At 68.3% G+C, this 23,163-nt stretch carries 18 protein-coding genes and 2 pseudogenes; 10 read left to right on the plus strand and 10 right to left on the minus strand.

What is annotated here, in order from left to right; all coding sequences use genetic code 11:
• Positions 1-455: 455 nt before the first annotated feature.
• Together Bsp3421_RS11725 and Bsp3421_RS11730 are read left to right on the plus strand one after the other, a co-directional pair.
• On the plus strand, positions 456-1,325 hold the full coding sequence (locus Bsp3421_RS11725; protein WP_273996127.1) for a MurR/RpiR family transcriptional regulator: 870 nt from the start codon (positions 456-458) through the stop codon (positions 1,323-1,325).
• Positions 1,326-1,529: 204 nt separating this feature from the next.
• Positions 1,530-3,383 carry an alpha-galactosidase gene (locus Bsp3421_RS11730; RefSeq protein WP_273996128.1) on the plus strand — a complete coding sequence of 618 codons (1,854 nt, stop codon included), beginning with the start codon at positions 1,530-1,532 and terminating at the stop codon, positions 3,381-3,383.
• 142 nt (positions 3,384-3,525) lie between these two features.
• Here the strand turns inward: Bsp3421_RS11730 and Bsp3421_RS11735 are convergent, their stop codons facing one another.
• The 8 genes from Bsp3421_RS11735 to Bsp3421_RS11770 all read right to left on the minus strand — a co-directional run bounded on the left by Bsp3421_RS11735 (position 3,526) and on the right by Bsp3421_RS11770 (position 10,665).
• Complete coding sequence (locus tag Bsp3421_RS11735) at positions 3,526-3,858, minus strand: hypothetical protein (RefSeq protein ID WP_273996129.1); 333 nt, start codon at positions 3,856-3,858, stop codon at positions 3,526-3,528.
• Positions 3,855-4,712 carry a CmcJ/NvfI family oxidoreductase gene (locus Bsp3421_RS11740; protein WP_273996130.1) on the minus strand — a complete coding sequence of 286 codons (858 nt, stop codon included), beginning with the start codon at positions 4,710-4,712 and terminating at the stop codon, positions 3,855-3,857. Before Bsp3421_RS11740 ends, Bsp3421_RS11735 begins: the two co-directional genes overlap by 4 nt.
• Positions 4,713-4,728: 16 nt before the next feature.
• The gene (locus Bsp3421_RS11745; protein WP_273996131.1) at positions 4,729-5,490 is read right to left on the minus strand and encodes an SDR family NAD(P)-dependent oxidoreductase; all 762 of its coding nucleotides are present in this window, start codon (positions 5,488-5,490) and stop codon (positions 4,729-4,731) included.
• A gap of 142 nt (positions 5,491-5,632) precedes the next feature.
• On the minus strand, positions 5,633-6,301 hold the full coding sequence (locus Bsp3421_RS11750; RefSeq protein WP_273996132.1) for a methionine ABC transporter permease: 669 nt from the start codon (positions 6,299-6,301) through the stop codon (positions 5,633-5,635).
• 34 nt (positions 6,302-6,335) lie between these two features.
• Positions 6,336-7,172, minus strand: a complete 837-nt coding sequence (locus tag Bsp3421_RS11755) for a MetQ/NlpA family ABC transporter substrate-binding protein (RefSeq protein WP_273996133.1) — start codon at positions 7,170-7,172, stop codon at positions 6,336-6,338.
• A gap of 65 nt (positions 7,173-7,237) precedes the next feature.
• Complete coding sequence (locus Bsp3421_RS11760) at positions 7,238-8,278, minus strand: isopenicillin N synthase family dioxygenase (protein ID WP_273996134.1); 1,041 nt, start codon at positions 8,276-8,278, stop codon at positions 7,238-7,240.
• 204 nt (positions 8,279-8,482) lie between these two features.
• Positions 8,483-9,502: a VTT domain-containing protein gene (locus tag Bsp3421_RS11765; protein ID WP_273996135.1), complete on the minus strand. Its 1,020-nt coding sequence runs from the start codon at positions 9,500-9,502 to the stop codon at positions 8,483-8,485.
• A gap of 107 nt (positions 9,503-9,609) precedes the next feature.
• Positions 9,610-10,665: a zinc ribbon domain-containing protein gene (locus tag Bsp3421_RS11770; protein ID WP_273996136.1), complete on the minus strand. Its 1,056-nt coding sequence runs from the start codon at positions 10,663-10,665 to the stop codon at positions 9,610-9,612.
• Between the two features lie 24 nt (positions 10,666-10,689).
• Between Bsp3421_RS11770 and Bsp3421_RS11775 the strand changes: the two genes are divergently transcribed.
• The 3 genes and pseudogenes from Bsp3421_RS11775 to Bsp3421_RS34010 all read left to right on the plus strand — a co-directional run.
• Complete coding sequence (locus tag Bsp3421_RS11775) at positions 10,690-11,178, plus strand: hypothetical protein (RefSeq protein ID WP_273996137.1); 489 nt, start codon at positions 10,690-10,692, stop codon at positions 11,176-11,178.
• A gap of 63 nt (positions 11,179-11,241) precedes the next feature.
• Positions 11,242-11,322: pseudogene (locus tag Bsp3421_RS34345) on the plus strand (ESPR domain-containing protein); the annotation flags it as partial.
• A 444-nt stretch (positions 11,323-11,766) separates the two neighbouring features.
• Positions 11,767-15,540, plus strand: a pseudogene (locus Bsp3421_RS34010) (YadA-like family protein); the annotation flags it as partial.
• 142 nt (positions 15,541-15,682) lie between these two features.
• Here Bsp3421_RS34010 and Bsp3421_RS11785 read toward each other — a convergent pair.
• Positions 15,683-16,150, minus strand: a complete 468-nt coding sequence (locus Bsp3421_RS11785; RefSeq protein WP_273998359.1) for a universal stress protein — start codon at positions 16,148-16,150, stop codon at positions 15,683-15,685.
• A 274-nt stretch (positions 16,151-16,424) separates the two neighbouring features.
• On the opposite strand from Bsp3421_RS11785, the gene Bsp3421_RS11790 reads away from it, so the two are divergent.
• Both Bsp3421_RS11790 and Bsp3421_RS11795 read left to right on the plus strand, forming a co-directional pair.
• Entirely contained in the window at positions 16,425-18,518 is a 2,094-nt protein-coding gene (locus tag Bsp3421_RS11790) for a PAS domain S-box protein (protein WP_273996139.1), read from the plus strand.
• Positions 18,515-19,162, plus strand: a complete 648-nt coding sequence (locus Bsp3421_RS11795; protein ID WP_273996140.1) for a response regulator — start codon at positions 18,515-18,517, stop codon at positions 19,160-19,162. The genes Bsp3421_RS11790 and Bsp3421_RS11795 overlap by 4 nt, the downstream gene beginning before the upstream one ends.
• A gap of 308 nt (positions 19,163-19,470) precedes the next feature.
• Here the strand turns inward: Bsp3421_RS11795 and Bsp3421_RS11800 are convergent, their stop codons facing one another.
• Positions 19,471-20,064, minus strand: a complete 594-nt coding sequence (locus tag Bsp3421_RS11800; protein WP_273996141.1) for a cysteine hydrolase family protein — start codon at positions 20,062-20,064, stop codon at positions 19,471-19,473.
• 139 nt (positions 20,065-20,203) lie between these two features.
• Between Bsp3421_RS11800 and Bsp3421_RS11805 the strand changes: the two genes are divergently transcribed.
• The 3 genes from Bsp3421_RS11805 (at position 20,204) to Bsp3421_RS11815 (ending at position 22,789) form a co-directional block, all read left to right on the plus strand.
• Positions 20,204-20,806 (plus strand): nucleotidyltransferase family protein, encoded by a 603-nt coding sequence (locus tag Bsp3421_RS11805; protein WP_273996142.1) that lies wholly within the window; start codon positions 20,204-20,206, stop codon positions 20,804-20,806.
• A 103-nt stretch (positions 20,807-20,909) separates the two neighbouring features.
• Entirely contained in the window at positions 20,910-21,047 is a 138-nt protein-coding gene (locus Bsp3421_RS11810; RefSeq protein WP_273996143.1) for a hypothetical protein, read from the plus strand.
• A gap of 191 nt (positions 21,048-21,238) precedes the next feature.
• The gene (locus tag Bsp3421_RS11815; RefSeq protein WP_273996144.1) at positions 21,239-22,789 is read left to right on the plus strand and encodes a methyl-accepting chemotaxis protein; all 1,551 of its coding nucleotides are present in this window, start codon (positions 21,239-21,241) and stop codon (positions 22,787-22,789) included.
• Positions 22,790-23,163 lie beyond the last annotated feature (374 nt).

Raw genomic sequence — 23,163 nt, forward strand, 5'->3', positions numbered from 1 at the left:
TACACTACCGCGGCACAGGAGCGGGGCCTCAGCATCCGCCGGGCACCAGGGAGGGGACGGACAGATGAACCAGTTCGGGTTAGTCCAGAACGCGGGCGGCGGCAGCGGCTGCGCATCGCGTCGTCGTCTCGCGGCGCTTGGCGATCCGGGGCTCGTCCGCGCCGGCACCACGGATTCGCCGCCGACCGGCCCGACAGAACGGCTCGCCGACGTGCGAACCCTGCACGCAGCGCACGCCACGCGACGCCACTCCGGGCCAGGCCCGCGCATGCCCGGCGACGCTGCCCGATGCGAGATGACGTGCCGCCAGGCGGGCCGGGCACCCGCGTCAGACCTTAGAATGACCGCTTCGCCACACCGGTGCGGCCGACGCGAACAGCGGCAGATGCCTGGATCGACGCCACGGGCCTCGCATCTGCCGCCGCCGCGCGCCGCACGCGCACCCAGGGAGTACCGTGTCAGCGCCCAATTTGATTCCGCACATCCGCAAGCTGTTCGGCGAACTGCGTCCGGCCGAACAGAAAGTCGCGGATCTGGTGCTCGACGACGTCGATTTCGCCCTGCACGCGAGCATTACCGAACTCGCCCGCCGCGCGGCGGTGTCGGAACCGTCCGTCACGCGTTTCTGTCGAGCGGTCGGCACCGACGGGCTGCGCGATTTCAAGGTGAAGCTCGCGCAAAGCCTCGCGGGCGGCCTGTCCTATTCGCAGGCGTCGATCGAGCGCGACGACACCACCGCCACGCTCGTCGACAAGGTCTTCCGCACGACGGCCGCCGGCATCCAGCACGCCTGCGAGACGATCCATACGGCGGAACTCGATGCGGCGATCCGCGCGATCTCGAGCGCCCGGCGCGTGATCTTCATCGGCGTCGGCTCGGGTTCCGGGCTGGTAATCCAGGATGCGCTGCTGCGCTTCCTGCGGCTCGACATTCCGGCGAGCGCCTTTTCCGACGCGCACTTGCAGCGCCTGCACGCGGGCCTCGTCGAACCGGGCGACGTCGTTTTCGCGATCTCGCACGCGGGCCGCAGCGAAGAGATCAACGACAGCATCAGGATCGCCCGCAAGCGCGGCGCGACCACCATCGCGCTGACGAATGCGGGCGCGCCGCTCGTCGCGCTCGTCGATGTTCCGATCATCCTTCATCTCCCCACCGCGATCGACCCCAACATGCCGGGCGTTTCGCGCATCGTGCAGCTCTGCGCGATCGACACGATCGCGCTCGGCGTCACGCTCAATCAGGATGGCGAGGTCCTGGAAAAAATCCGCCGCGCGAAAGCCGCGCTGCATTCGAGTCCGTCGCGCAAGCCACGCGGCGCCTCCTGACCGCCGAGCTGCGCGGCGCGACACCCTGCGCCGCCTATTGCCCGCTCCGTCTTCATTTCACCCATTAATTTAGGAATCCAAATGTAGATCGCCTCCCGAAACGACCGAGCATTGCCTGTCCTTTGACCGCCGATCCAGCAGAGTCCGGCGCGAACGGCGCGACGGCGCCCGCGCGGCCTTCTGCCCGCCCATCTGGAGAATCGAATGCGCATTCCGTTCGTCCGACTCGCCTCAGGCGCGCTCGCCTGCGTGCCGCTCTGGCTCAGTCATGCGGCCTACGCCGACCCCGTCGCCGCCAACACCAACACGCCGCTGTCGCTGACGCCGCCGATGGGTTTCAACGACTGGGCGCGTTTCCAATGCGTCCCGCAAGCACCGCTCGACGGCAGCGCGCGCGCCGGCTATTCGTTTCAGCGCTTCATGCTCGATCAGGCCGAGGCGATGCGCGGCACCGGGCTCGTGTCGGCCGGCTACACGATGCTGATGGTCGACGACTGCTGGATGATGCGCAACGGCGCCGGCCAGATCCAGGGCGCCACGCGCTGGGGCGGCTCGCAACAGCCCGGCTTCGATCCCGACCTGGGCGCCTACGCGACCTCGGTGCACGGCGCCGGCATGCTCGTCGGCCTCTACAACACGTCCGGCGCGAAAACCTGCCAAGGCGTCGCCGCCGGCGAGCAAGGCTACCAGCAACAGGATGCGCAAACCTATGCCGCATGGGGCGTCGACGCGCTGAAACTCGACAATTGCGGCGCGACCGGCAACGCGACGCCGCAGCAACTCTTCAAGCAGATGGCCGACGCGCTTGGCCAGGCAACGGCCGGCTCGCCGCGCAAGATCCTGTTCGACGAATCCGCGCCGGCGGGCTACGGCCCCGGCGGGCCGTCGAAGTACGCGACGCTCGCCTGGGTGCGCCCGCTCGGCCAGATGTGGCGAACCGGCCCGGACATCAAGACCACCTCGGTGGACGCGAACGGCCGGCCGGTCGGCGATCCCTGGGATTACTACAACGCGGACGCGTATCAGGAAGGCGTCTACCAGAGCTACAACGACACGATCGCGCTGTCCCGCTACGTCTCGCCCGGCAACTGGAATGACCCGGACCAGCTGCTGATCGGCGACAACGGCTTGACGCCCGCCGAGGAGCGCAGCCAGATGGCGCTGTGGTCCGCGCTGGCCGCGCCGCTGATCATCAGCGCCGATACGCGCAAGATCGCCGCGAATCCGCAGGACGCCCACCTGAAGCAATCGCTCGCGACGCTGACCAACGCCGAGGTGATCGCGGTCGACCAGGATGCGCTCGGCATCGGCGGTTATCGGGTGTCGCGCGACGATCCGTCGACGAGCGCCGGCATCGACGTGGTCGCCAAGCCGCTCGCCGACGGCGGGCTCGCGGTCGTCGTGCTGAACAAGGGGAGCACGTCCGTCGACTATACGCTGCCGTTCGCGAATCTCGGCTACAAGACCGGCGTCGGCGGCTCGCCTTGCACGCTGGCCGTGCGCGATCTGTGGGCGCACAGCACGTCGAGCGCGACCAGCCGGCTGCAGGTGTCGATCGGCGCGCACGACAATGCGATGGTGAAGCTGAGCGGCACCTGCGGCGGCTGGACGCCGACGGGAGAGATCGAAGCGACCCAGACCGACTGGGGCGCGACGCCGCTTTGCATGAACGCCAACCAGGCCACGGCCGGCGCGGCCGTGACGCTGGCCGCCTGCAGCGCGGCGCCGGCACAGCGGTGGAGCCGCAACACCGACGGCACCGTGCAGCTCGCGGGCACCGGCCTGTGCCTGAGCTCGACCGCTCCGGACAGCACCGGCGCCGTCAACGGCGCATCCGGGCAATGGGCGACGCTCGCCGCCTGCAGCGCGCAGGACAAGAAGCAGCGCTTCGCCTACAAGCTCGCCGGACAACTCGTCGCCGCCGCGGATGGACGCTGCGTCGACGTGTATCAGGGCGCGGTGGGGGCGGTCGGCACGCCGGTCGATCTGTATTCGTGCGGAGTGAACCAGTCGAACCAGCTTTGGGCCGCACCGCACCTCGCCGCGCCGGCAAGCTGATTGCCGGAGAACGCATCGGGTCCGGCGCGCAGCACTCGAGGCCGGACGTGAGTTGCAGCGCCGGGGCAGTCCAACTCGCAAACAGGGATGGGCTGCCCCGGGCCATGCCGCGCCGGCTTGACGCTCCTGGCCGAATCCCATGTCATCGCAGGGTTTCCGACTCCCTGCCTGCTTCGCGATTCGGCGCGCGTCGATCCATGTCGGCGGCCGGAGCCGGGCGGCAGGCCATGTTCGCCGGCACGAAGCGGGTTGCGGCCCGATACATCTCGCCCGCTTCGAAAACCCTGTGGATGACGCGGGCATGGCGCGCCCGGTAAGCGTCGATCGCCCCGCCGGACACCAGATCGCCACGCCCCGCCACGCCCGCCGTCGCCGAACAACCAAACAGCCGAGCAACATGATCGATGGCGGCAATACAGGCGCGGCCGACGCCGCGCGTTGTGCCGCGCCGCGCGAATCGCCCGGCGAACGTCACGCGCCCGGCGGCCAGAACACCAGTGCGCGCACCTCGATGCTGCGTCGCGCGGGCGCCGTCTCGGGCGTGGTCGGATCGTCGAATGCCGTGTGCGCGGTCAGGCGCGCTCGGCCGTCGTCGAGCGAATCGTAGATCTTCAGGAGCGCCACCTCGTCCGGACGCTGGCGCGGGAAGTAGTACCAGCGATGCGCGGGATTAGCCGTGATCGAATAGGTTTCGCCGACCTTGTCGCGGTAGACGAGATCGCTCGGCACGAGATCCCCGCGCGCGATCGAGCGGGCATCGCACAGCGCGAGCGGAAGGCGCTCGACGACATCGAGCGGCCGCCACACGTTGACGATCGCGAAGCGTTGCCGCAAGCGCGCCTCGGCCTCCTCCGCCGGGAGATGGTCGCGCACGCGGCGCGGCGCCGACACGAAGGTCTGGTCGTTGTGCACGCGCCGCACCGGCTCGCGCAGCGAAGCGGTCGCCCGCGAGCCTTGCGCGCTGTCGCGCAGCGTGTGATCGAAGATCACGATCTTTTCCGCCCCGGTCGCGGCGCGCAGCAGCGCGTCGACTTCCGCGTAGTACACCGAACGGATCACGGCGTCATCGGAGAAATCCGTCAATGCGGTGCGATGCGCGCGCAGCTCGAAACCGCTGACGTCGAGCCCGAATTCACCCGCGGCCGCGAGCGGCCGCGCGTCGCGGATCGTCACGCGGTGCGGCGCGAGCGCGCCCGTCACCCACGGCGTGCCCGGCGGCGGCTCGAACGTATAGGCCACCGGCCGGTCAACGCCCGGCGCCAGGTAATTCACTTCCGCCTCCACTTCGCCGCCGCATACCGGCGGATGCTGTTCCAGTACCGTGCTCATCGCGATTCCTCGTCAGTCAGAACGATTCCTTGTAGGGGCGCAGGTCAAGCTCGTGCGTCCACGCGCTGCGATGCTGCCGATGCAACTGCCAGTAGCTGTCGGCGATCGCGTCGGGCGACAACAGCCCATCCTCGCCCGCCAGCGCGGCGAGTTGCGGCGCGCCCTGCCGCAGCCGCTCGCCGTCGATCCCGCCGTCGATCACCGCGTGCGCGACATGCACGCCGCGCGGCCCGAACTCTCGCGCGAGCGTCTGCGCGAGGGAACGCAGGCCCGCCTTCGCCGACGCGAACGCGGCAAACGGCGGCCGACCCCGCAGCGACGCGGTCGCGCCCGTGAACAGCAGACTGCGCGGCTCGTTCGTCGCCGCCACGTCGAGCAACTGCGGCAGCACCGCCTGCGCGAACAGCAGGCCGCCGATCACGTTGGTGCGCCACGCGCCTTCGAAATCGGCCACGCGCAGTTCGAGCGTCGGGCCGCGCACCGCATTGCCCGCGTTGAATATGCCCGCGCGCAACGCACCCAGCTCGCGCACCCGCCCCGCGATGCGGCGCACGTCGTCCTCGTTCGCGATGTCGCCGACGAGCGCGTGCGCGACGCCGCCGTGCGCCCGGATCTCCTCCGCGACGGCTTCCACGCGCGCCGCGGTGCGGCCGCTCAGCGCCACGGCATAGCCTTCCCGTGCGAAGCGCCGCCCCACCGCCGCACCAAGCCCCGCGCTCGCGCCGACGCCCGCGACCCACGCGAGCGGACGAGAAGCGGACTGCGATTGATCTGTCATGTCATTCACCCTATCTCGCCGGACCCGGCGATGAAAAGAACAAAACGGACTAAGCTTATCGACACCACTGCAAACCCCTCTTTGCATGGCCCGATGAGCATAGTCCGTTTCGAAAACCCTGCGGATGACGCTGGTATGCGCGTCAGCGTCGTTGCGCGAGCACCCGTGTCAGGCGATCGCCCGACATCTGCACCGCCTGCACGAGCACGACCAGCACCACCACGGTCGCGAGCATCACGCGCTGGTTGAAGCGCTGATAGCCATAGCGGATCGCGAGATCGCCGAGCCCGCCGCCGCCCACCACGCCCGCCATCGAAGAGAAGCCGATCAGCATCACGACGGTCAGCGTCAGCCCCGCCAGCAGCGACGGAAACGCCTCGGGAAGCAGCACGTCGCGCACCACGTGACGCGCGGTGCCGCCCATCGCGACGATCGCCTCGATGCGACCGCGATCCACCTCGTCGAGCGAGGCCTCGACCACGCGCGCGAAGAACGGGATCGCGCCGATCGCGAGCGGCACCACGGCGGCCGTGCTGCCGAGGCTCGTACCGACCACGAGACGGGTCAGCGGAATCAGCGCGATCAGCAGCACGACGAACGGCACCGAGCGTCCGATGTTGATCGCGAATCCGAGCACGGCCGCCGCGCGCGGCGCATCGAACACGCCGGGCTTGCGCGCGACGCACAGCAGCACGCCGAGCGGCAGGCCGCCCGCGATCGTGGCCAGCGTGGCGAGCGCGACCATGTAGAGCGTCTGCAGCGTGCCGGTCGCGACCAGCGCGGCCACCTCGCTCCAATCCTGCGGATTCATCGCGCCTCCCTGCCCGTCATGCCGACGACGCGCCTCACGACCCCGCTCCCGGCGCATGCACCGGGATCACCGAGCCCTGGTAGCGATCGCGGATGAACCGCGCGACGGCCGGCGAACCGAGCGCGTCGGCCAGCTTGCGAATGCGCGGATCGCCGGCCAGCTGCGGCGTCGTCACCACCACGTTCGCATACGGGTTGCCCGCGACCGGCTCGAGCCCGAGCGCATCCTTCGCGGGCGACAGCCCGGCTTCGAGCGCGTAGTTGCCGTTGATCACCGCGAGCGCGACGTCGTCGAGCGCGCGCGGCAGCTGCGGCGACTCGATCTCCAGCACCTTCAGGTGCTTCGGGTTCGCGACGATGTCGCGCGGCGTCGCGAGGCTGCGATCCACGCCGGTGAGGCCAGGCTTGAGCGTCACGAGGCCCTGCGCCTGCAGCAGGAACAGGGCGCGGCTCAGGTTGGCCGCGTTGTTCGGCACCGCGACCGTCGCGCCCTCCGGCACCTGATCGAAACGGCGGTACCTGCGCGAGTAAACGCCGAGTGGCTCGATGTGCACGCTTGCCGCGACCACGAACTTGCGGCCCAGCGCCGCCTCCTGCGAATGCAGATAAGGCACGTGCTGGAAATAGTTCGCGTCGACGTCGCCGTGCGCGAGCAGCTCGTTCGGGTTCACGCCGTTCGGAATCTCGATCACGTCGAGCTTGAGTCCCGGCGTGATCTTCTGCGCATACGCGAGGATTTCCGCGTGCGGAATCGCGTCGGCGGCGATCCGCAGCGGCGGCGCATCGGCCGCGCCGGCGGGCGCGACGACCGCGAACGACACCGCCCAGGCGGTCAACAGACGGACGCAGCGTCCGGAAACGAAATCGAACATGGCACACCCACGGGAAAAGGAAACAGGAAGCGCCGCGCGAGCGCGCGGCCGCGATGCGATAAGCGTCAGGCCGCCTGAGCGGCGAGCACGTCGGCGTAGTGACGGCGGGCGACGTCCGGATGCGAGCGCAGCCGCCCCTTCAGGTAGTTCGGCCCGACCTCGTGGAACAGCGGGTTGTCCGGGTCGCTCGCCGGCCCGCGCGCCTGCGCGGCCAGCCCGGGCGGCAGCGTGAGCAGCGGCACCGTGGCGTCGAGACGCGCGCCGAGGAAAAAAGCGATCGACAGCCGGTCGCGGCCGGCGGGCGGCGTCACCACCCGGTGCACGGTCGCGCGCAGATAGCCGTTGGTCGCCAGTTCCAGCAGTTCGCCGATATTGACGACGAAGGTGCCCGGCAACGGCGTCGCATCGATCCATCCGCCGTCGTCCGCCGCCACCTGCAGCCCGCCCTGCTCGTCCTGCAACAGGAAGCTCAGGAATCCCGAATCCTTGTGCGGCCCGACGCCCTGATCGTCGCCCGTCGCCTCGCGGCCCGGATAGCGGATCAGCTTGATATGTTCATTCGGCGTCGCGCCGTAGATCGCCTCGAACGCATCGGCCGGCTGCGCGAGCGCGACCGCGAACGCCTGCAGCACGCGGATCGCGACGCCCGTCAGCTCGCGCTGCCAGCGCAGCAGCGCCGGCTTCAGGTCCGGCAGCGCGTCCGGCCACTGGTTGGGCCCTTGCAGGCGGGTCCAGGCCGGCAAGCCGGCCTGCTGCGCGATCACCGGCCGTTCCGCGCCGATGTCGAACTGCTCGCGCCAGTCGCGCCGGCCGCGCGTCAGCTCGTCGCCGGCGCGCGTATAGCCGCGAAAATGCGCCGAATTCGCCATTTCAAGCGCGAGCTTGTCCGCCTCCGGCAGCGCGAAGAAACGCCGCGCGGCCGATTGGATCGACTGGCCCAGCGCGAGATCGATGCCGTGACCGCGCAGATAGAAGAAACCGACATCGCGCGCGGCATGGCGCAGCGCGGCGAGAAAACCGTCGCGCGCGGCGGCGTCGGCGGAATCGAAGTCGGACAGATCGAGGATGGGCAGTGCGCGGGCCTGTTCGTCTTGTTGCAGCGTCATGGTGCGTGATTCCGGCAGAAAGTCTGGAAAGCGTAGGCATCGCGGGAAATTGATGCTAACAAAGCGGGAAATCGCGGCAAAACAACAAAATCCGCTATGGATATGCCGGAATCGGTGGCGCGAGCGCGCGCGAAATACGCAGCCGCGCCGGACGCGCGGCGCGGTGAAAGCGCGGGCCGAACGGCCCGGCGGAGGATGAACGGCTTACTTCGACAGGCTGGCGCGCACCGTGTATTCGCCGGCCGAGGTCTCTTCCTGATGCACCGTGTAGCGTGTCCCGTCGAAATCGGACGGCAGCGGTTCGACCGGGTAGCCGTGCTTTTCCCAGGCGTCGAGGCCGCCCTTCAACGCGCGGACATCGCGGATGTTCTTGCGATGCAGCTGCGCGACGATGCGCTTCGCGGTGGCCTCGTTCGGGCACACGCAGTACACGACGATCGCGCGCTTGAGCAGCACCGGATCCAGCTGCTCGGGGGTATCGAGATCGAGCGGATAGGCGCCTGCGATCCGGTAGGCCTCCTTCTCGCGCACCGCGCGCGGCCGCGCATCGAAAATCAGCGGCGGCTCGTTCGACTTCATCATCTCGTCGAGCTGCTGCGGCGTGATGCGCACCTTCCCGAGCCAGCGCCGGAACTGCACGCGCCGCACCCATCGGTACAGCAGGAAGGTGACGAAGATCGCGGCGAACGCGTCGAAGATGGTGCCACCGCTGTGGCGCACCCACAGCACGAGCTGCACGATCTCCTCATGCAGCAGCGCGCCGCCGAACAGCCAGACACTCGCCCACAGCGACGCACCGGCCAGATCCCACAGCAGGAACACGCGCACGCCGACCGCGGTCGTGCCGAGCAGCGGCGCGGACACGAGCCCGAGGCCCGGCAGGAATTTCGCGAGCACGAGGAGCGGCGCGCCATAGCGTTCGAATACGTTGCGCGCGATACGCACGGTGGTGTCGAGCGACAACGAGAAGCGCACGAGCCCGTTGAGCAGTCGCCGGCCGCGCAGGCGCCCGGCGAAGAACCACAGGGAATCCGCCAGCATCGTCGCGCCGATCGCCGCGCACAGCATGCCCGCGTAGGAAGCCTGCCCCATCGCCGCCATCGTGCCGCCGAGGATCAGCATCGGCACGGCCGGCACCGGCATCCCAAGCTGCGTGATGAGGACGCTCAGGAAGACGGCCCAGGGGCCGAGCGACGACGGAATTGCGACTGGAAAATGCCACACGGGGCGCTCCTCGAAGGCGGGGCGGCCGCCGGGCCGCCCCGACCGGCAGCATGCCTCGGCGCTCCCGTGGCGTAAACCGGTATCTTCCGCATTCTAGACGCGTTTGATTACACCTGTTTTGCGACCCCGGGCGCGGCCTGGGCGCCGCATGCCGGGCAAAAGCGGCTGAATGCGTTCTTGCGCGCGCGGCACTGCCCGCACGCGTCGAATACGCCGATGCCGCAGTGCGGACAGAAATTCCGCTGCGAGTCGGCCGTATCGAGCGGGCGTTCGCACCCGGGACAGATCTTCTTGTCGATCTGCGCATAGGCACTGACGAAATCGATCGCGCCGCGCCGGGCCGCATCGGGTTGCTGCTCCTCGCTACGCTGCCGCTCGAGATAGCGCGCAAGTGCGCGGATTGCGTACTGGCCCGCCGCGACCGTCACGGCCAGCCCGACCAGATAGCGCACATAACCGCCGTAGCTCGGCAGATACGGCACCAGCTCGACGAAAAATCCATACAGCGCGAACAGGATGAAACCCCAGACGAACGGCCAGTAGCGGCTCTTGCGCTGCGTCGCGAACAGCCAGCCGGCGATCAGCACCGGCGGCAGCGTGAACAGCAGCCGCACACCGAACACGCGCAGTTCCTGGCGACGGAGCGCCGCGTCGAGACGCGTCTGCGCGGCCGCATCGAGCGCGGCGCGCGCCGCGGTCAGGCCGTCGCGCTCACGTTCGAACGCCGCCCCCTGCTGCTTGAGATCGGCCAGCTTCGCCTCGGCGGCGCGCTCGCGCTGCGTCGCGCCCTCGAATGCGCGTGCATGGCCGAGTACCGACGGATCCTCGTCCGCACGGTCCGTCACGTGCCGGGCCGATGCCGTCGCCTGGAATGCCTCGCGCGCCTGACGCGTGTCCTGCCGCGCGGCATCGAGCAGCACGCCGGCCTGATCGAGCGCATCACGATTCGCGGTGATCCGGGTGGACAGCGCCGCCAGTTGCGCATCGAGCGGACGGGCCGCGGCCAGGTCGACGAACGTATCGCGCTGCAGGTCGGCCGCCACGCGCGGCAGGTCACCGACGATCAAGCCGCCCAGCCCGGCCAGAAACACGGCAAACACCACCGCAATGATCCACAACGCCCGCTGATACCAGACCTCAGCCACGCGCAAGCCCTTCGACATCGTATCGCCCTCCTGAAGAAACGGATGCCGGGCGCGCCGGCGTCATCCGCCACCGGCTCCGCGCCCGCCGCCATGATCGCGCCATCGCACGCGGCAATCAATCTTCATATCAATTGCCTGTTCAAATCATTTTTGATTCCAATGATTATTTCCGGGCAATTTTCGATTATCCGACCCTCTCGATATTCAAGCATTAAAAGAGCATCTTTAAAAAGGCGCGTGAACTGCGACAGCTTGTCGCAGTTCACGCGCCTTTTTATCTTTCAGCGAGCCTTCCGCGCGCCTTCAATCGACCTTCCAACCGCTTGCATGCCTTTTTCTGCTGACCCTCTTGAATTAACGGAACTTGACAAGAAACGGGAAAATTTACATCTCGCCAGATTGTCAGATGACGTCATTTTTCAATATTTAACGTCAAATTTACAGAATTTATCGGTTGACGTGTTTTTATCTGACCTTTGTCTCAATAAAATTCACTTTCAAATTCATTACGCCATATTTCATGCCGATTAAATCTGACCTCTTCTGACTGATTGATCGGTGAACTCATCACGTCATTCAGAGGGGTTGGACACCATGAATCGCACTTATCGCAGCATTTGGAACGAAGCACTCGGCGCGTGGATCGCGACGTCGGAACTGACATCGTCGCGCGGCAAGCCGAACAAGTCCGCGGTAAGCGCCTTGGTGCTGGCCCTGGGCATCGCCTGCTCGACGGGCGCGCAGGCAACCTATCTCGCGGGCGGTGGCACGGACGGCGACGGCACGGGCGACGTGATCGCGATCGGCGCCCAGAACGCGGCGGGCGGCAAGGGTTCCATCGCGTACTCGATCCGCGGCATCGCGATCGGCTCGGGCGCGGAAGCCGACAGTTCGCCGGGCGGCACGCGCGGCCTCACCCCCATCAACGCGGACACCATCGCGATCGGCACCAATGCGCGCACGCTCAACGCGAGCGGCGGCGGCAGCATCGCGTTCGGCGCCAACAGCATGGTCGGCCAGACCGACGGCATGGCGCTGGGCGCGGCCTCGACCTCGACGCAAATCGGCGCGGTCGCGCTGGGCGCAGGCTCGGTCGCAAACCGCGCGGGCGGCGCGGTCGTCGAGAGCTTCTCGGGTACCAACGTGACGACCACGGGCGCGCTGTCGGTCGGCAACGGCACGACGCTGCGGCAGATCACCAACGTCGCGGGCGGTACGCAGGACACCGATGCAGTCAATGTGCGCCAGCTGACCACCGTGTCGACCTCGGCATCGACCGCGATCAGATCGTTGTCGACGTCGGCGTCGACGGGGATCGGCTCGTTGTCGACGGGCCTCAGCTCGACCAACAGCAGCGTGACTTCGCTCTCGTCGTCCGCTTCGACCGGCCTTTCCACTGCTAACAGCGGTATCAGCTCGCTTTCGACCGGCCTCAGCTCGACCAACAGCAGTGTGACTTCGCTCTCGTCGTCCGCCTCGACCGGCCTTTCCACCGCGAACAGCGGCATCAGCTCGCTTTCGACCGGCCTCAGCTCGACCAACAGCAGCGTGACTTCGCTCTCGTCGTCCGCTTCGACCGGCCTTTCCACCGCGAACAGCAGTATCAGCTCGCTTTCGACCGGCCTCAGCTCGACCAACAGCAGTGTGACTTCGCTCTCGTCGTCCGCCTCGACCGGCCTTTCCACCACGAACAGCGGTATCAGCTCGCTTTCGACCGGCCTCAGCTCGACCAACAGTAGTGTGACTTCGCTCTCGTCGTCCGCCTCGACCGGCCTTTCCACCGCCAACAGCGGTATCAGCTCGCTTTCGACCGGCCTCAGCTCGACCAACAGTAGTGTGACTTCGCTCTCGTCGTCCGCTTCGACCGGCCTTTCCACCGCCAACAGCAGTATCAGCTCGCTTTCGACCGGCCTCAACTCAACCAACAGCAGTGTGACTTCGCTCTCGTCGTCCGCTTCGACCGGCCTTTCCACCGCCAACAGTGGTATCAGCTCGCTTTCGACGGGCCTCAGCTCGACCAACAGCAGTGTGACTTCGCTCTCGTCGTCCGCTTCGACCGGCCTTTCCACCGCCAACAGCGGTATCAGCTCGCTGTCGACCAGCGTGAACACGCTGCAAACGAAGACAGACAACCTCGGCAACAGCACGGCGGCGGCACTCGGCGGCGGTGCAGGCTTCGATCCGAGCACCGGCACGATTTCCGCGCCGTCCTATACGACGTACAACGCGAACGGCACGACGACGACCGCCAACAACGTCGGCTCGGCCATCGACAACATCAACAGCCAAGGTATCAAGTACTTCCACGCGAACTCGACCGGTGCCGACAGCATCGCGACCGGCGCTGATGCCGTCGCGATCGGCACGGGCGCCGTCGCGGCCACGAACAATTCCGTCGCGCTCGGCGCGAAATCGGTGACGGCAAACGCAGTCGGCGTATCGAGCGCGACGGTCGGCTCGACCACACTCAACGGCTTCGCGGGCGCGAACCCGACTGGTGTGGTCAGCATCGGCGATGCCGGCGCGGAGCGCCAACTGACTAACGTGGCCGCCGGCCGCATCACCGCAACCAGCACCGATGGCATCAACGGCAGCCAGTTGTACGCCGTCACGCGTCTGCTCGATACCGCAACCGAATCGATCACGTCGTTGTCGACGTCGACGTCCACCGGTCTGTCGACCGCCAACAGCAACCTCACCTCGCTGTCGACTTCCACCTCGACCAGCATCGGCTCGCTGTCCACCGGCCTCAGCACGACCAACAGCAACCTGACGTCGTTGTCCACCTCGACGTCCACCGGCCTGTCGACCGCCAACAGCAACCTCACCTCCCTGTCGACTTCCACCTCGACCAGCATCGGCTCGCTGTCCACCGGCCTCAGCACGACCAACAGCAACCTGACGTCGCTGTCCACCTCGACGTCCACCGGCCTGTCGACCGCCAACAGCAACCTCACCTCGCTGTCGACTTCCACCTCGACCAGCATCGGCTCGCTGTCCACCGGCCTCAGCACGACCAGCAGCAACCTGACATCGCTGTCCACCTCGACCTCGACCGGCCTGTCGACCACCAACAGCAACCTCACCTCCCTGTCGACTTCCACCTCGACCAGCATCGGCTCGCTGTCCACCGGCCTCAGCACGACCAACAGCAACCTGACGTCGCTGTCCACCTCGACGTCCACTGGCCTGTCGACCACCAACAGCAACCTCACCTCCCTGTCGACTTCCACCTCGACCAGCATCGGTTCACTGTCCACCGGCCTCAGCACGACCAACAGCAACGTCACGTCGCTGTCCACCTCGACCTCGACCGGCCTGTCGACCGCCAACAGCCAGATCACCTCCCTGTCGACCTCGACCTCCACCGGCATCGGTTCGCTGTCCACCGGCTTGTCGACGACCAACAGCACTCTCACCTCGCTGTCGACCTCCGCCTCGACCGGCATCGGCTCGCTGTCCACCGGCCTCAGCACGACCAACAGCAACGTGACATCGCTGTCCACCTCGACCTCGACCGGCATCGGCTCCCTGTCGACGAGCCTCAGCTCGATCACGACCAACACGACCAATCTCGGCACGAGCACCGCCGAGGCGCTCGGCGGCGGCGCGACCTACGATCCCGCCACGGGCAAGATCTCGTCGCCGTCGTACGTCACCTACAACAACGACGGCACGACCACCACCAACCAGAACGTCGGCGCCGCGGTCGACAACATCAATGCGAAGGGCATCAAGTACTTCCACGCGAACTCGACTGAGGCGGACAGCGAAGCCACCGGTGAAAACAGCGTCGCGATCGGCCCGAACGCGAAGGCGAACCTCGCCAACTCGGTGGCGATCGGCAACGGCGCGACGACTTCGGCCGCAGTCGGCGTCTCGTCGTCGAGCGTCGGCGGCGTGACCTTCGGCGGCTACGCCGGCGCGAACCCGATCGGCACCTTCAGTGTCGGCGCGCCCGGCCAGGAGCGCCAGGTCACCAACGTCGCCGCCGGCCGTGTGAGCGCCGACAGCACGGATGCCGTCAACGGCAGCCAGCTGTTCGCGACCAACAGCCATGTCGCCTCGCTGTCGACAAGCCTGAACACGACCAACAGCAATGTCGCGTCGCTGTCCACCGGTCTGTCGACCACCAACAGCAACGTCGCGTCGCTGTCGACCTCGACCTCGACCAGCATCAGCTCGCTGTCCACCGGCCTGTCGACCACCAACAGCAACGTGACATCGCTGTCGACCTCCACCTCGACCGGCATCAGCTCGCTGTCCACCAGCCTGTCGACCACCAACAACACGGTGAATTCGCTGTCCACGAGCGTGACGAACATCAACAACCAGATTTCGAACCTGTCGACGTCGGTCACGAGCAACTCGGGCATCGCCGCCGACTCGAAGGGCGACGGCACGGATCGTCCGACCGTCACCGCCGGCTCGAACTCGGTCGCGATCGGCTCGAACTCGAATGACGGCGGCCGCAACAACGTTGTGTCGGTCGGCAGCGCGGAGCAGCAGCGCCAGATCACCAACGTCGCGCCCGGCACGCAGGGCACCGATGCGGTGAACCTGAACCAGTTGAACGGCTCGGTCGCATCCGGCGTGAGCCAGGCGAACAACTACACCGACCAGCGCTTCAACGACACCAACCGCGCCATCAACGATGTCGCGAAAAACGCTTACTCGGGTATCGCCGCCGCGCTCGTGATGCCGAACCTCACGCCGTCGGCCCCGGGCCGCACGGTGGCCGAGGTCGGCGTCGGCAGCTACAAGAGCGGCAAGGCGGTCGCCGTCAGCGTCACGCACCGCTCGGAAAACGGCCGCTGGCTCGTGAATGGCGGCGTCGCGGCGACGTCGAGCGGCGACACGGGCGTGCGCGCGCAGGTCGGCTACGAGTGGTGAGATCGCACTGCGCCGTCGCGCGCAACATTGATCTGGATCAATGCGGCGCGACGCACGCTTTCTAGACTGACAACGAGAGCAGGCGCGCCGCACGGCGCGCCTGGCAGTTCTCGTGCCTTCACGCCCGGCCTCCGGGCGTTTTTTATGCCCGTCGCGCGGGCTCCGGCCCATCGCGCAGCAGCAACACCGGACGATCGGCGAGCCGCAACAACGATTCGGCGACGCTGCCGAGCAGCAGTCGCCGCAGGCCATGACGCCCACGCGTGCCCATCACGATCAGGTCCGCGTCGAATTCGCCCGCGGTCCGCATCAGCACGGTCGCCACGTCCTCGCCGTAGGCATCGAGCGCGCGCACCGACCCCTTCACCCGATGGCGTTCGAACTGCGCGCGCGCCGCTTCGAGCGCCGCCGTCGCGACCTCGACGGCCCGATCCCGATCGTCTCCGGCCTCGGCGAAGCCGGATTCGACATCGACCAGCTGCGACCGATGCTCGACGACGCACGCCGCGGTAATCATTCCATCGCCGGCAACGGCGATCCTGATCGCTTCATCAAGCGCAACCTGCGCACTGTGGCTGCCGTCGACCGCCACGAAGATCCGTTTGTACATAAGCCTCTCCCGATTCGGAAAAACCGCGTGAAACGCGTTCCACCAGCAGTCTCGCGCGCCGCCCGCCCGGCCTGCTTGACCCGCATCAAGCCTCCGGAACACACGTGCGGCATCGATACGCACGCCCCCGCGCAAGACGCGGGTCTGGTTCCGATTGGCAAAAAACAAGTAAAACGCGCACAATTTCACATTGTCCATTCAGGACGGGACCCCGGCTCGCGCGCCGCGACAGACGCCGGACCACCGGCGCCGGGTTCCGTCATCGTAGAGATTCATGACCGCTAGCGGAACCTCTTCCCGACACGGCGACGCGAGCACCACGGACGCCGCGCGTGTTTCGTGGCTGCACGCCCGTCCCGCGTCGATCACACTCGTCGCGTTCGCGCTCGGCGCGGCGGCCTCGCTCGGCGTGGCCGGCTTCGTCGAAGCGCGCTGGCAAGCCGCCGCGCATGCCCGCTTCGAGCGGCGCGCCACGCACCTGACCGAAGCCCTGCGCCGCGAGCTGAGCGCGGGAGCGGCCGCGCTGGACGGCGCGCGCGGCGCGCTCTCGCTCGTCCGCGCACCCGGCCAGGACGCCTGGAACACCTACGTCTCGACGCTCGATCTCGACGGCAACCGCACGCCGGTGCGCGCGCTCGGCTTCGCCGCCGCGCGGCCCGGCGCGACGGCGGCGGGCGGCCCGCCCAGCACGCTGCCGATCAGCGTCACCCGCTTCGCGCCGCCCACCGTCGAGCTGCCCGCCGACATGGGCGCGCGCGACGCCGGCGCGCTCTGGCGCGCGGCCGACACCGGCCAGGTGGCGCTCGCGGTCCGCGACGCGAGCGACGGCCATCCGGCCGCGCTGACGCTGTTCCTGCCGGTCTACCGGCCGGACAGCGTGCCGGTGTCGCGCGAGGTGCGCCGCGCGGCGCTCGAAGGCTTCGTGTTCGCCTCGCTGAACGTGCGCCGCGTATTCGAGCAGGCGAGCGCCGACGAGCGCGGCATCGGCATCAGCGCCTCGCGCGCCGGCGACCTCACGCCGCTGTTCGCGGCCGACGCCGGCACCGACGATATCGCGATGCCCGGCCGGCAGTGGCGCCAGACCGACGTCCTGCGCTTCGGCGGCGACACGCTCACGCTCGCCTACACCGCCGACATCCGCGCGGGCACGGCGGGCGCGGCCGACCTGTGGACCGCGCTGGTCGCGGGCGGCCTCGCCGGTTCGGCCGTGCTGGCCGCCGCGCTCTATCAGATCGTGCGTCGCCGCGCGACCGTCGTCGTCGACGCGCCGGGCTCGCTCAACGAAGCCCGGATGATGGGCATCATCCGCTCGTCGATGGAAGCGATCATCACGATCGACGAAGCACAGACCGTCGTGATCTTCAATCCGATGGCCGAACGCGTGTTCGGCGTATCGGCGATGGAAGCGATCGGCGCGCCGCTGTCGCGCTTCATTCCCGAGCGCTTCCGGGGCGCGCACGCGAAGCACGTCGAGCAGTTCGGCGTGACCGGCGTATCGGAGCGACAGATGGGCCGGCAGCGCGTGCTGTTCGGCCAGCGCGCGAGCGGCGAGGAATTTCCGATCGAGGCGTCGATCTCGCAGATCCGCGAAGGCAACGGCAAGCTGTACACCGTGATGCTGCGCGACATCACCGCGCGGCTGCGCGGCGAGGATGCGCTGCGCCAGTCGCGCGAGGAGCAGCGCGAGCTGTCGGCGAACCTGCAGAACGTGCGCGAGGAAGAAAAGACCCGCATCGCGCGCGAGCTGCACGACGATCTCGGCCAGCAGCTGACCGCGCTGAAGATGGACCTGTCCGCGCTCGAGCACGCGCTCGCCCACCCGGCGCCGGGCGCCACGCCCGCCGTGCCCGAGCAGTTGCGCGGCATGCATCGGCTGATCGACTCGACGGTGGCGTCGGTGCGGCGCATCGCGGCGGATCTGCGCCCGGTGATGCTCGACGACCTCGGGCTCGTGCCCGCGATCGAATGGCTCGCGCAGGATTTCACGAACCGCTACGGCATCGAGGTCGAACGCGACATCGAGCCCGGCGATACGGCATTCAACAGCAACGGCGCGACCACCCTGTTCCGGATCGTCCAGGAGGCGCTCACCAATGTCGCGCGTCACGCGGACGCGACGGAGGTGGCGCTCGCGCTGACGATCGACGAGGGCAACTGCACGCTGCGCATCGCCGACAACGGCCGCGGCGCGCCGGACGCCGACGCCGCGCCGCGCCGCCTGGACAAGTCGTTCGGCCTGATCGGCATCCGCGAACGCGCGCACATGCTGGGCGGCATGGTGACGATCGATACCGGCCGCGACCGCGGCTTCTCGATCACGGTCACGTTCCCGCTGCAATCGATCCAACAGGAAACGTCGCCTTCATGATCCAGGTCCTACTCGCAGACGATCACGCGCTCGTGCGCGACGGTCTGCGCCATATTCTGCGCAGCGCCACCGGCTTCAACGTCGCGGGCGAGGCGTTCGACAGCACCACCACCATCGCGCTCGTGCGTTCGACGCCGGCCGACGTGCTGGTGCTCGACCTGTCGATGCCCGGCCGCAACGGCGTCGAGCTGATCAAGCAGATCAAGGACGAGAAGCCCGCGCTGCGGATCCTCGTGCTCACCATGCATGCCGAGCAGCAATACGCGGTGCGCGCGTTCCGCGCCGGCGCGTCGGGCTACCTGACCAAGGAAAGCGCGAGCGCCGAGCTAGTCGGCGCGGTCACGAAGGTGGCGTCGGGCGGGGTGTACGTCAGCCTCGCGATGGCCGAGCGCTTCGCGCAGAGCCTCAACGAGCCCGCCGACACGCTGCCGCACCACCGGCTGTCCGACCGCGAATTCGACGTGTTCCGCCGCATCGCGGTCGGGCAGACGCTGTCGGAAATCGCGCAGGAGCTGTGCGTGAGCGCGAAGACCGTCAGCACCTACAAGACGCGGATCCTGGAGAAGATGCAGATGCCGCATGAAGCGGCGCTCGTGCGCTATGCGTTGCGGCACAAGCTGGTCGATGACGTGGATGAGGGTTGAGGGGCGCCGCGCGGCCGCTTCACGCGCGATCGCTCCCATGATGTGAGGCGCCGGCCGCGGCCCTAGAGTGATCTCCGCGTCTCCCTACCGTATCGCCCGCTGATGGCGTGGTCCGCTTCGCGCGCGGCGTACCTGCTGCTGCCCCTTTCGCGCGCGCCGATGCGCCGATCCGAGCCCGTTCACCGGGCGCGCCGCGCACCGCCCGGCAACGCATTCGTCACGCGAAACCCGAGGGAAGGCGCGCCGCGCCCCAGGTTCCGCGCATTGCCGAAAGCCGCATGCCCCCCGGACAGGCGCGCGGTCGCACGTCACCCCTCGCCCCGCCGCGCCTCTTCCGCCAGCCCCACGATTTCCGCCGTCGTCATGATGCGCGCGTAATCCATTGCAAGATTGCTAAGCGACAACGCGTGGATCTCCTCCGCGCGCCACAGCCTGCCCGCCAGATCGCACCGGTCGAACGTGAACGCGCCATCCGAGGCGACCACGGTCTCGAAACCGAGGTTGCCTGCCGAGCGCGCGGTCGATTCCACCGAGTTGTTCGTGATCACCCCCGCGATCACGAGCTGCGCGATGCCGCGCTCGCGCAGCCGGCGCTCGAGCCCCGTCGCGACAAAGGCATCCGGCACCTGCTTCTCGACCACCTGTTCCGACGCCCGCGGCATGAACGCCGCCTGGAACAGCGCGCCGGGCTGCCCCGGCCAGAACACCGAGTCCGGATCGCGCGACACATGGCGCACGTGCACGACGGGCCGCGCCGTCCGCCGCCAGCAGGCGAGCAATTCGCCGATCCGCTCCTCCGCATCGGGCTGGTTGCGCCGCCCCAGCTTCGGGTGATGAATGCCCTGCTGGAGATCGATCAACAACAAGGCGGCATTCGCATCGAGGCGCGCGGGCTGGTTCATGTCGGCATGTCGCGAATGGGTCGCGTGTGGTCGGATCGGGATGCCGCGATTGTAGCGTTCGTTCTCCGGAATACACCGTACTTGCGATCATGCGCGCCGCCCTGCACAATCGCAGCACATTTCCCCCGCCGACGCCGCCATGACTCATGCCTCACTCGCTACCGGCGTCCTCCTGGCCGCGGGCCTCGGCACCCGCTTCGATCCGAGCGGTGTGCACAGCAAGCTCCTCGCTCCGCTCGCCGACGGCACGCCGGTCGCCGTCGCCGCCGCGCGCCGGCTCGCGACCGCCGTCGCCGACGTGATCGCGATCGTGCGCCCCGGCGCCGAACGGCTCGCGCTGCTGCTCAACGAGGCGGGCTGCCAGGTGCTCTATACCGCGGACGCCGAGCGCGGCATGGGCGCGAGCCTCGCCGCCGCCGTGCGCGCGAGCGCCGACGCCGATGGCTGGATCGTCGCGCTCGCGGACATGCCGTGGATCGCGCCCGCCACGATCGAGACGCTCGCCCGCACGCTCGACAGCGGCGCGGCCTCGATCGTGGCGCCCGCCTATCGCGGCCAGCGCGGCCATCCGGTCGGCTTCGCCGCGCACCATTACGAGGCGCTCGTCGCGCTCGACGGCGACGCGGGCGCGCGCACGCTGCTCACGACGCACCCCGTCACGCTGCTCGACTTCGACGACCCCGGCGTGCTGCGCGACGTCGACACCCCCGCCGACCTCGCGCCGCCCGCCTCGCCCGCTTGATTCGCGCCGACGCACGATCGCCCGGCAAAGCGTCCGCCGATTGGCTATAACGGAAAGGATGGCCGTCGCCGTGCGACGGCGCCCCGCGACCTCGGAGACGCCGATGTCCGACCACACCACGCCGCTGCCCGACCCACCCGCCGATCCCACCCGCGATCCGGAAGACGATCCGCTCGCGCCCGGCCATCACGAACGTCCGCAGGAACCGCCCGAAGGCCCCCCCAGCAAGGACCCTGTGTAGTCCCGCAAGCACGCCACGGGTCCGGTCAACGCGACGCCCCGGCTGCCCGCCGTTTCCGCACGGCGTGGCACCATCATGCCCGTTCGTCGCCTAGGGAATTCCCTGTCTGCGCCCGGCCGCGCGCCCGGCCGACAAACAGTGATCCCCATTCGCACCATCGGTGCGGGCCACTCGACTCCTTGCGGACCACCATGCGCAACCTGACTCTGAATCAAAAGCTCGCGTCGATGATCGTCGTTCTGTGGTTGGGCTTGTTATTGATCGGAGCATTGGGCGCATGGCAAAACCGTGCATCGATGATCTCGGACCGCCGCGACCAGCTGGCCGCGCTGATCAATCAGGCCTATCACGTCACCGACCACTACTACAAGCTGTCGCAGCAAGGCGCGCTGTCGGAAGCCGACGCGAAGCGCGAGGCGCTCGTCGCGATCGCCGCGATGCGCTACGGCGGCGACGGCTACATCTCGATCAACGATTCGAAACCCGTGATCGTGATGCATCCGATCAAAACCGAGCTGACCGGCAAGGATGTGTCGGGCATGACCGACCCGGCGGGCAAGCACCTGTTCGTCGAGATCGTCAAGGCGGGCAATCAGGGCGCCTTGGGCTACGTCGAGTACCTGTGGCCGAAGCCCGGCAACGACACGCCGGTCGAGAAGACCAGCGTGGTCCAGCGCTTCGCGCCGTGGGACTGGTACCTCGTGACCGGCATGTACATGAACGACGTGCGCGCGGCGGTGCTCGCCAGCATCGGCCGCTGGTTCGCGATGACGCTCGTGCTCGGCCTGATCGCGACGGGCCTGATGGCGCTGGTGCTGCGCAGCGTGCGCCGCAGCCTCGGCGGCGATCTCGAGGACGCCGTCAGCACCGCGCGGCGCATCGCGCAGGGCGACCTGACCGCGCACGTCGACGTGCGCCACGAGAACGGCGCGAGCCTGCTCCATGCGCTGCACGCGATGCAGGCGAGCCTCGTCGACATGGTGTCGCGCGTGCGGCTCGGCACCGACAACATCCATGTCGGCGCGAACGAAATCGCGGCCGGCAACACCGACCTGTCGCAGCGGACCGAGGAGCAGGCGGCAGCGCTCGTGCAGACCGCGTCGAGCATGGATGAAATGACCTCCAACGTGCGGCAGAACGCCGACAGCGCCGCACAGGCCGCCGAGCTGGCCGACCAGGCGGCGCAGATCGCGCAGCGCGGCAACGCGGTGGTGGACGACGTGGTGCGCACGATGACCGCGATCACCGACAGCTCGACCAAGATCAGCGACATCATCGGCGTGATCGACGGCATCGCGTTCCAGACCAACATTCTCGCGCTGAACGCGGCGGTGGAAGCGGCGCGCGCGGGCGAACAGGGACGCGGCTTCGCGGTGGTGGCGGGCGAAGTGCGCACGCTCGCGCAGCGTTCCGCGACCGCGGCGAAGGAGATCAAGATCCTGATCGAATCGTCGAACCAGACGGTCGGGCATGGCGCATCGCTGGTCAGCCATGCAGGCGCGACGATGGGGGAAATCGTGCAGTCGGTGCGGCGCGTGAACGAGATCCTCGAGGAGATCAGCCACGCGTCGCGCGAACAGAGCGCGGGCATCGAGCAGGTGAACCGCGCGGTCGGCGAGATGGATCAGGTCACGCAGCAGAACGCGGCGCTCGTCGAGCAGGCGGCCGCGGCCGCGCATTCCCTGCGCGACCAGGCCGACGCGCTGCGCTCGGCGGTCACGCGATTCGCGCTGCCGGCCTGACGGACCCGCGCGGGCGGCCATCGGGCCGCCCGCCTCACCGCCTCACCGCCTCACCGCCTCACCGCCTCACCGCCTCACCGCCTCACCGCCTCACCGCCTCACCGCCTCACCGCCTCACCGCCTCACCGCCTCTCCGCCTCACCGCCTCTCCGCCTCTCCGCCTCTCCGCCTCTCCGCCTCTCCGCCTCTCCGCCTCTCCGCCTCTCCGCCTCTCCGCCTCTCCGCCTCTCCGCCTCTCCGCCTCTCCGCCTCTCCGCCTCTCCGCCTCTCCGCCTCCCGCCTCTCCGTCCCGAATTTGTCTGCACTCCACCACGATTTGACAGTGTTTTAACCGAAATCGCGCGACTTCCACACATCGCGATTACGCATTTATT

This window comes from Burkholderia sp. FERM BP-3421 (genome assembly GCF_028657905.1).
Taxonomy (GTDB): Bacteria; Pseudomonadota; Gammaproteobacteria; order Burkholderiales; family Burkholderiaceae; genus Burkholderia.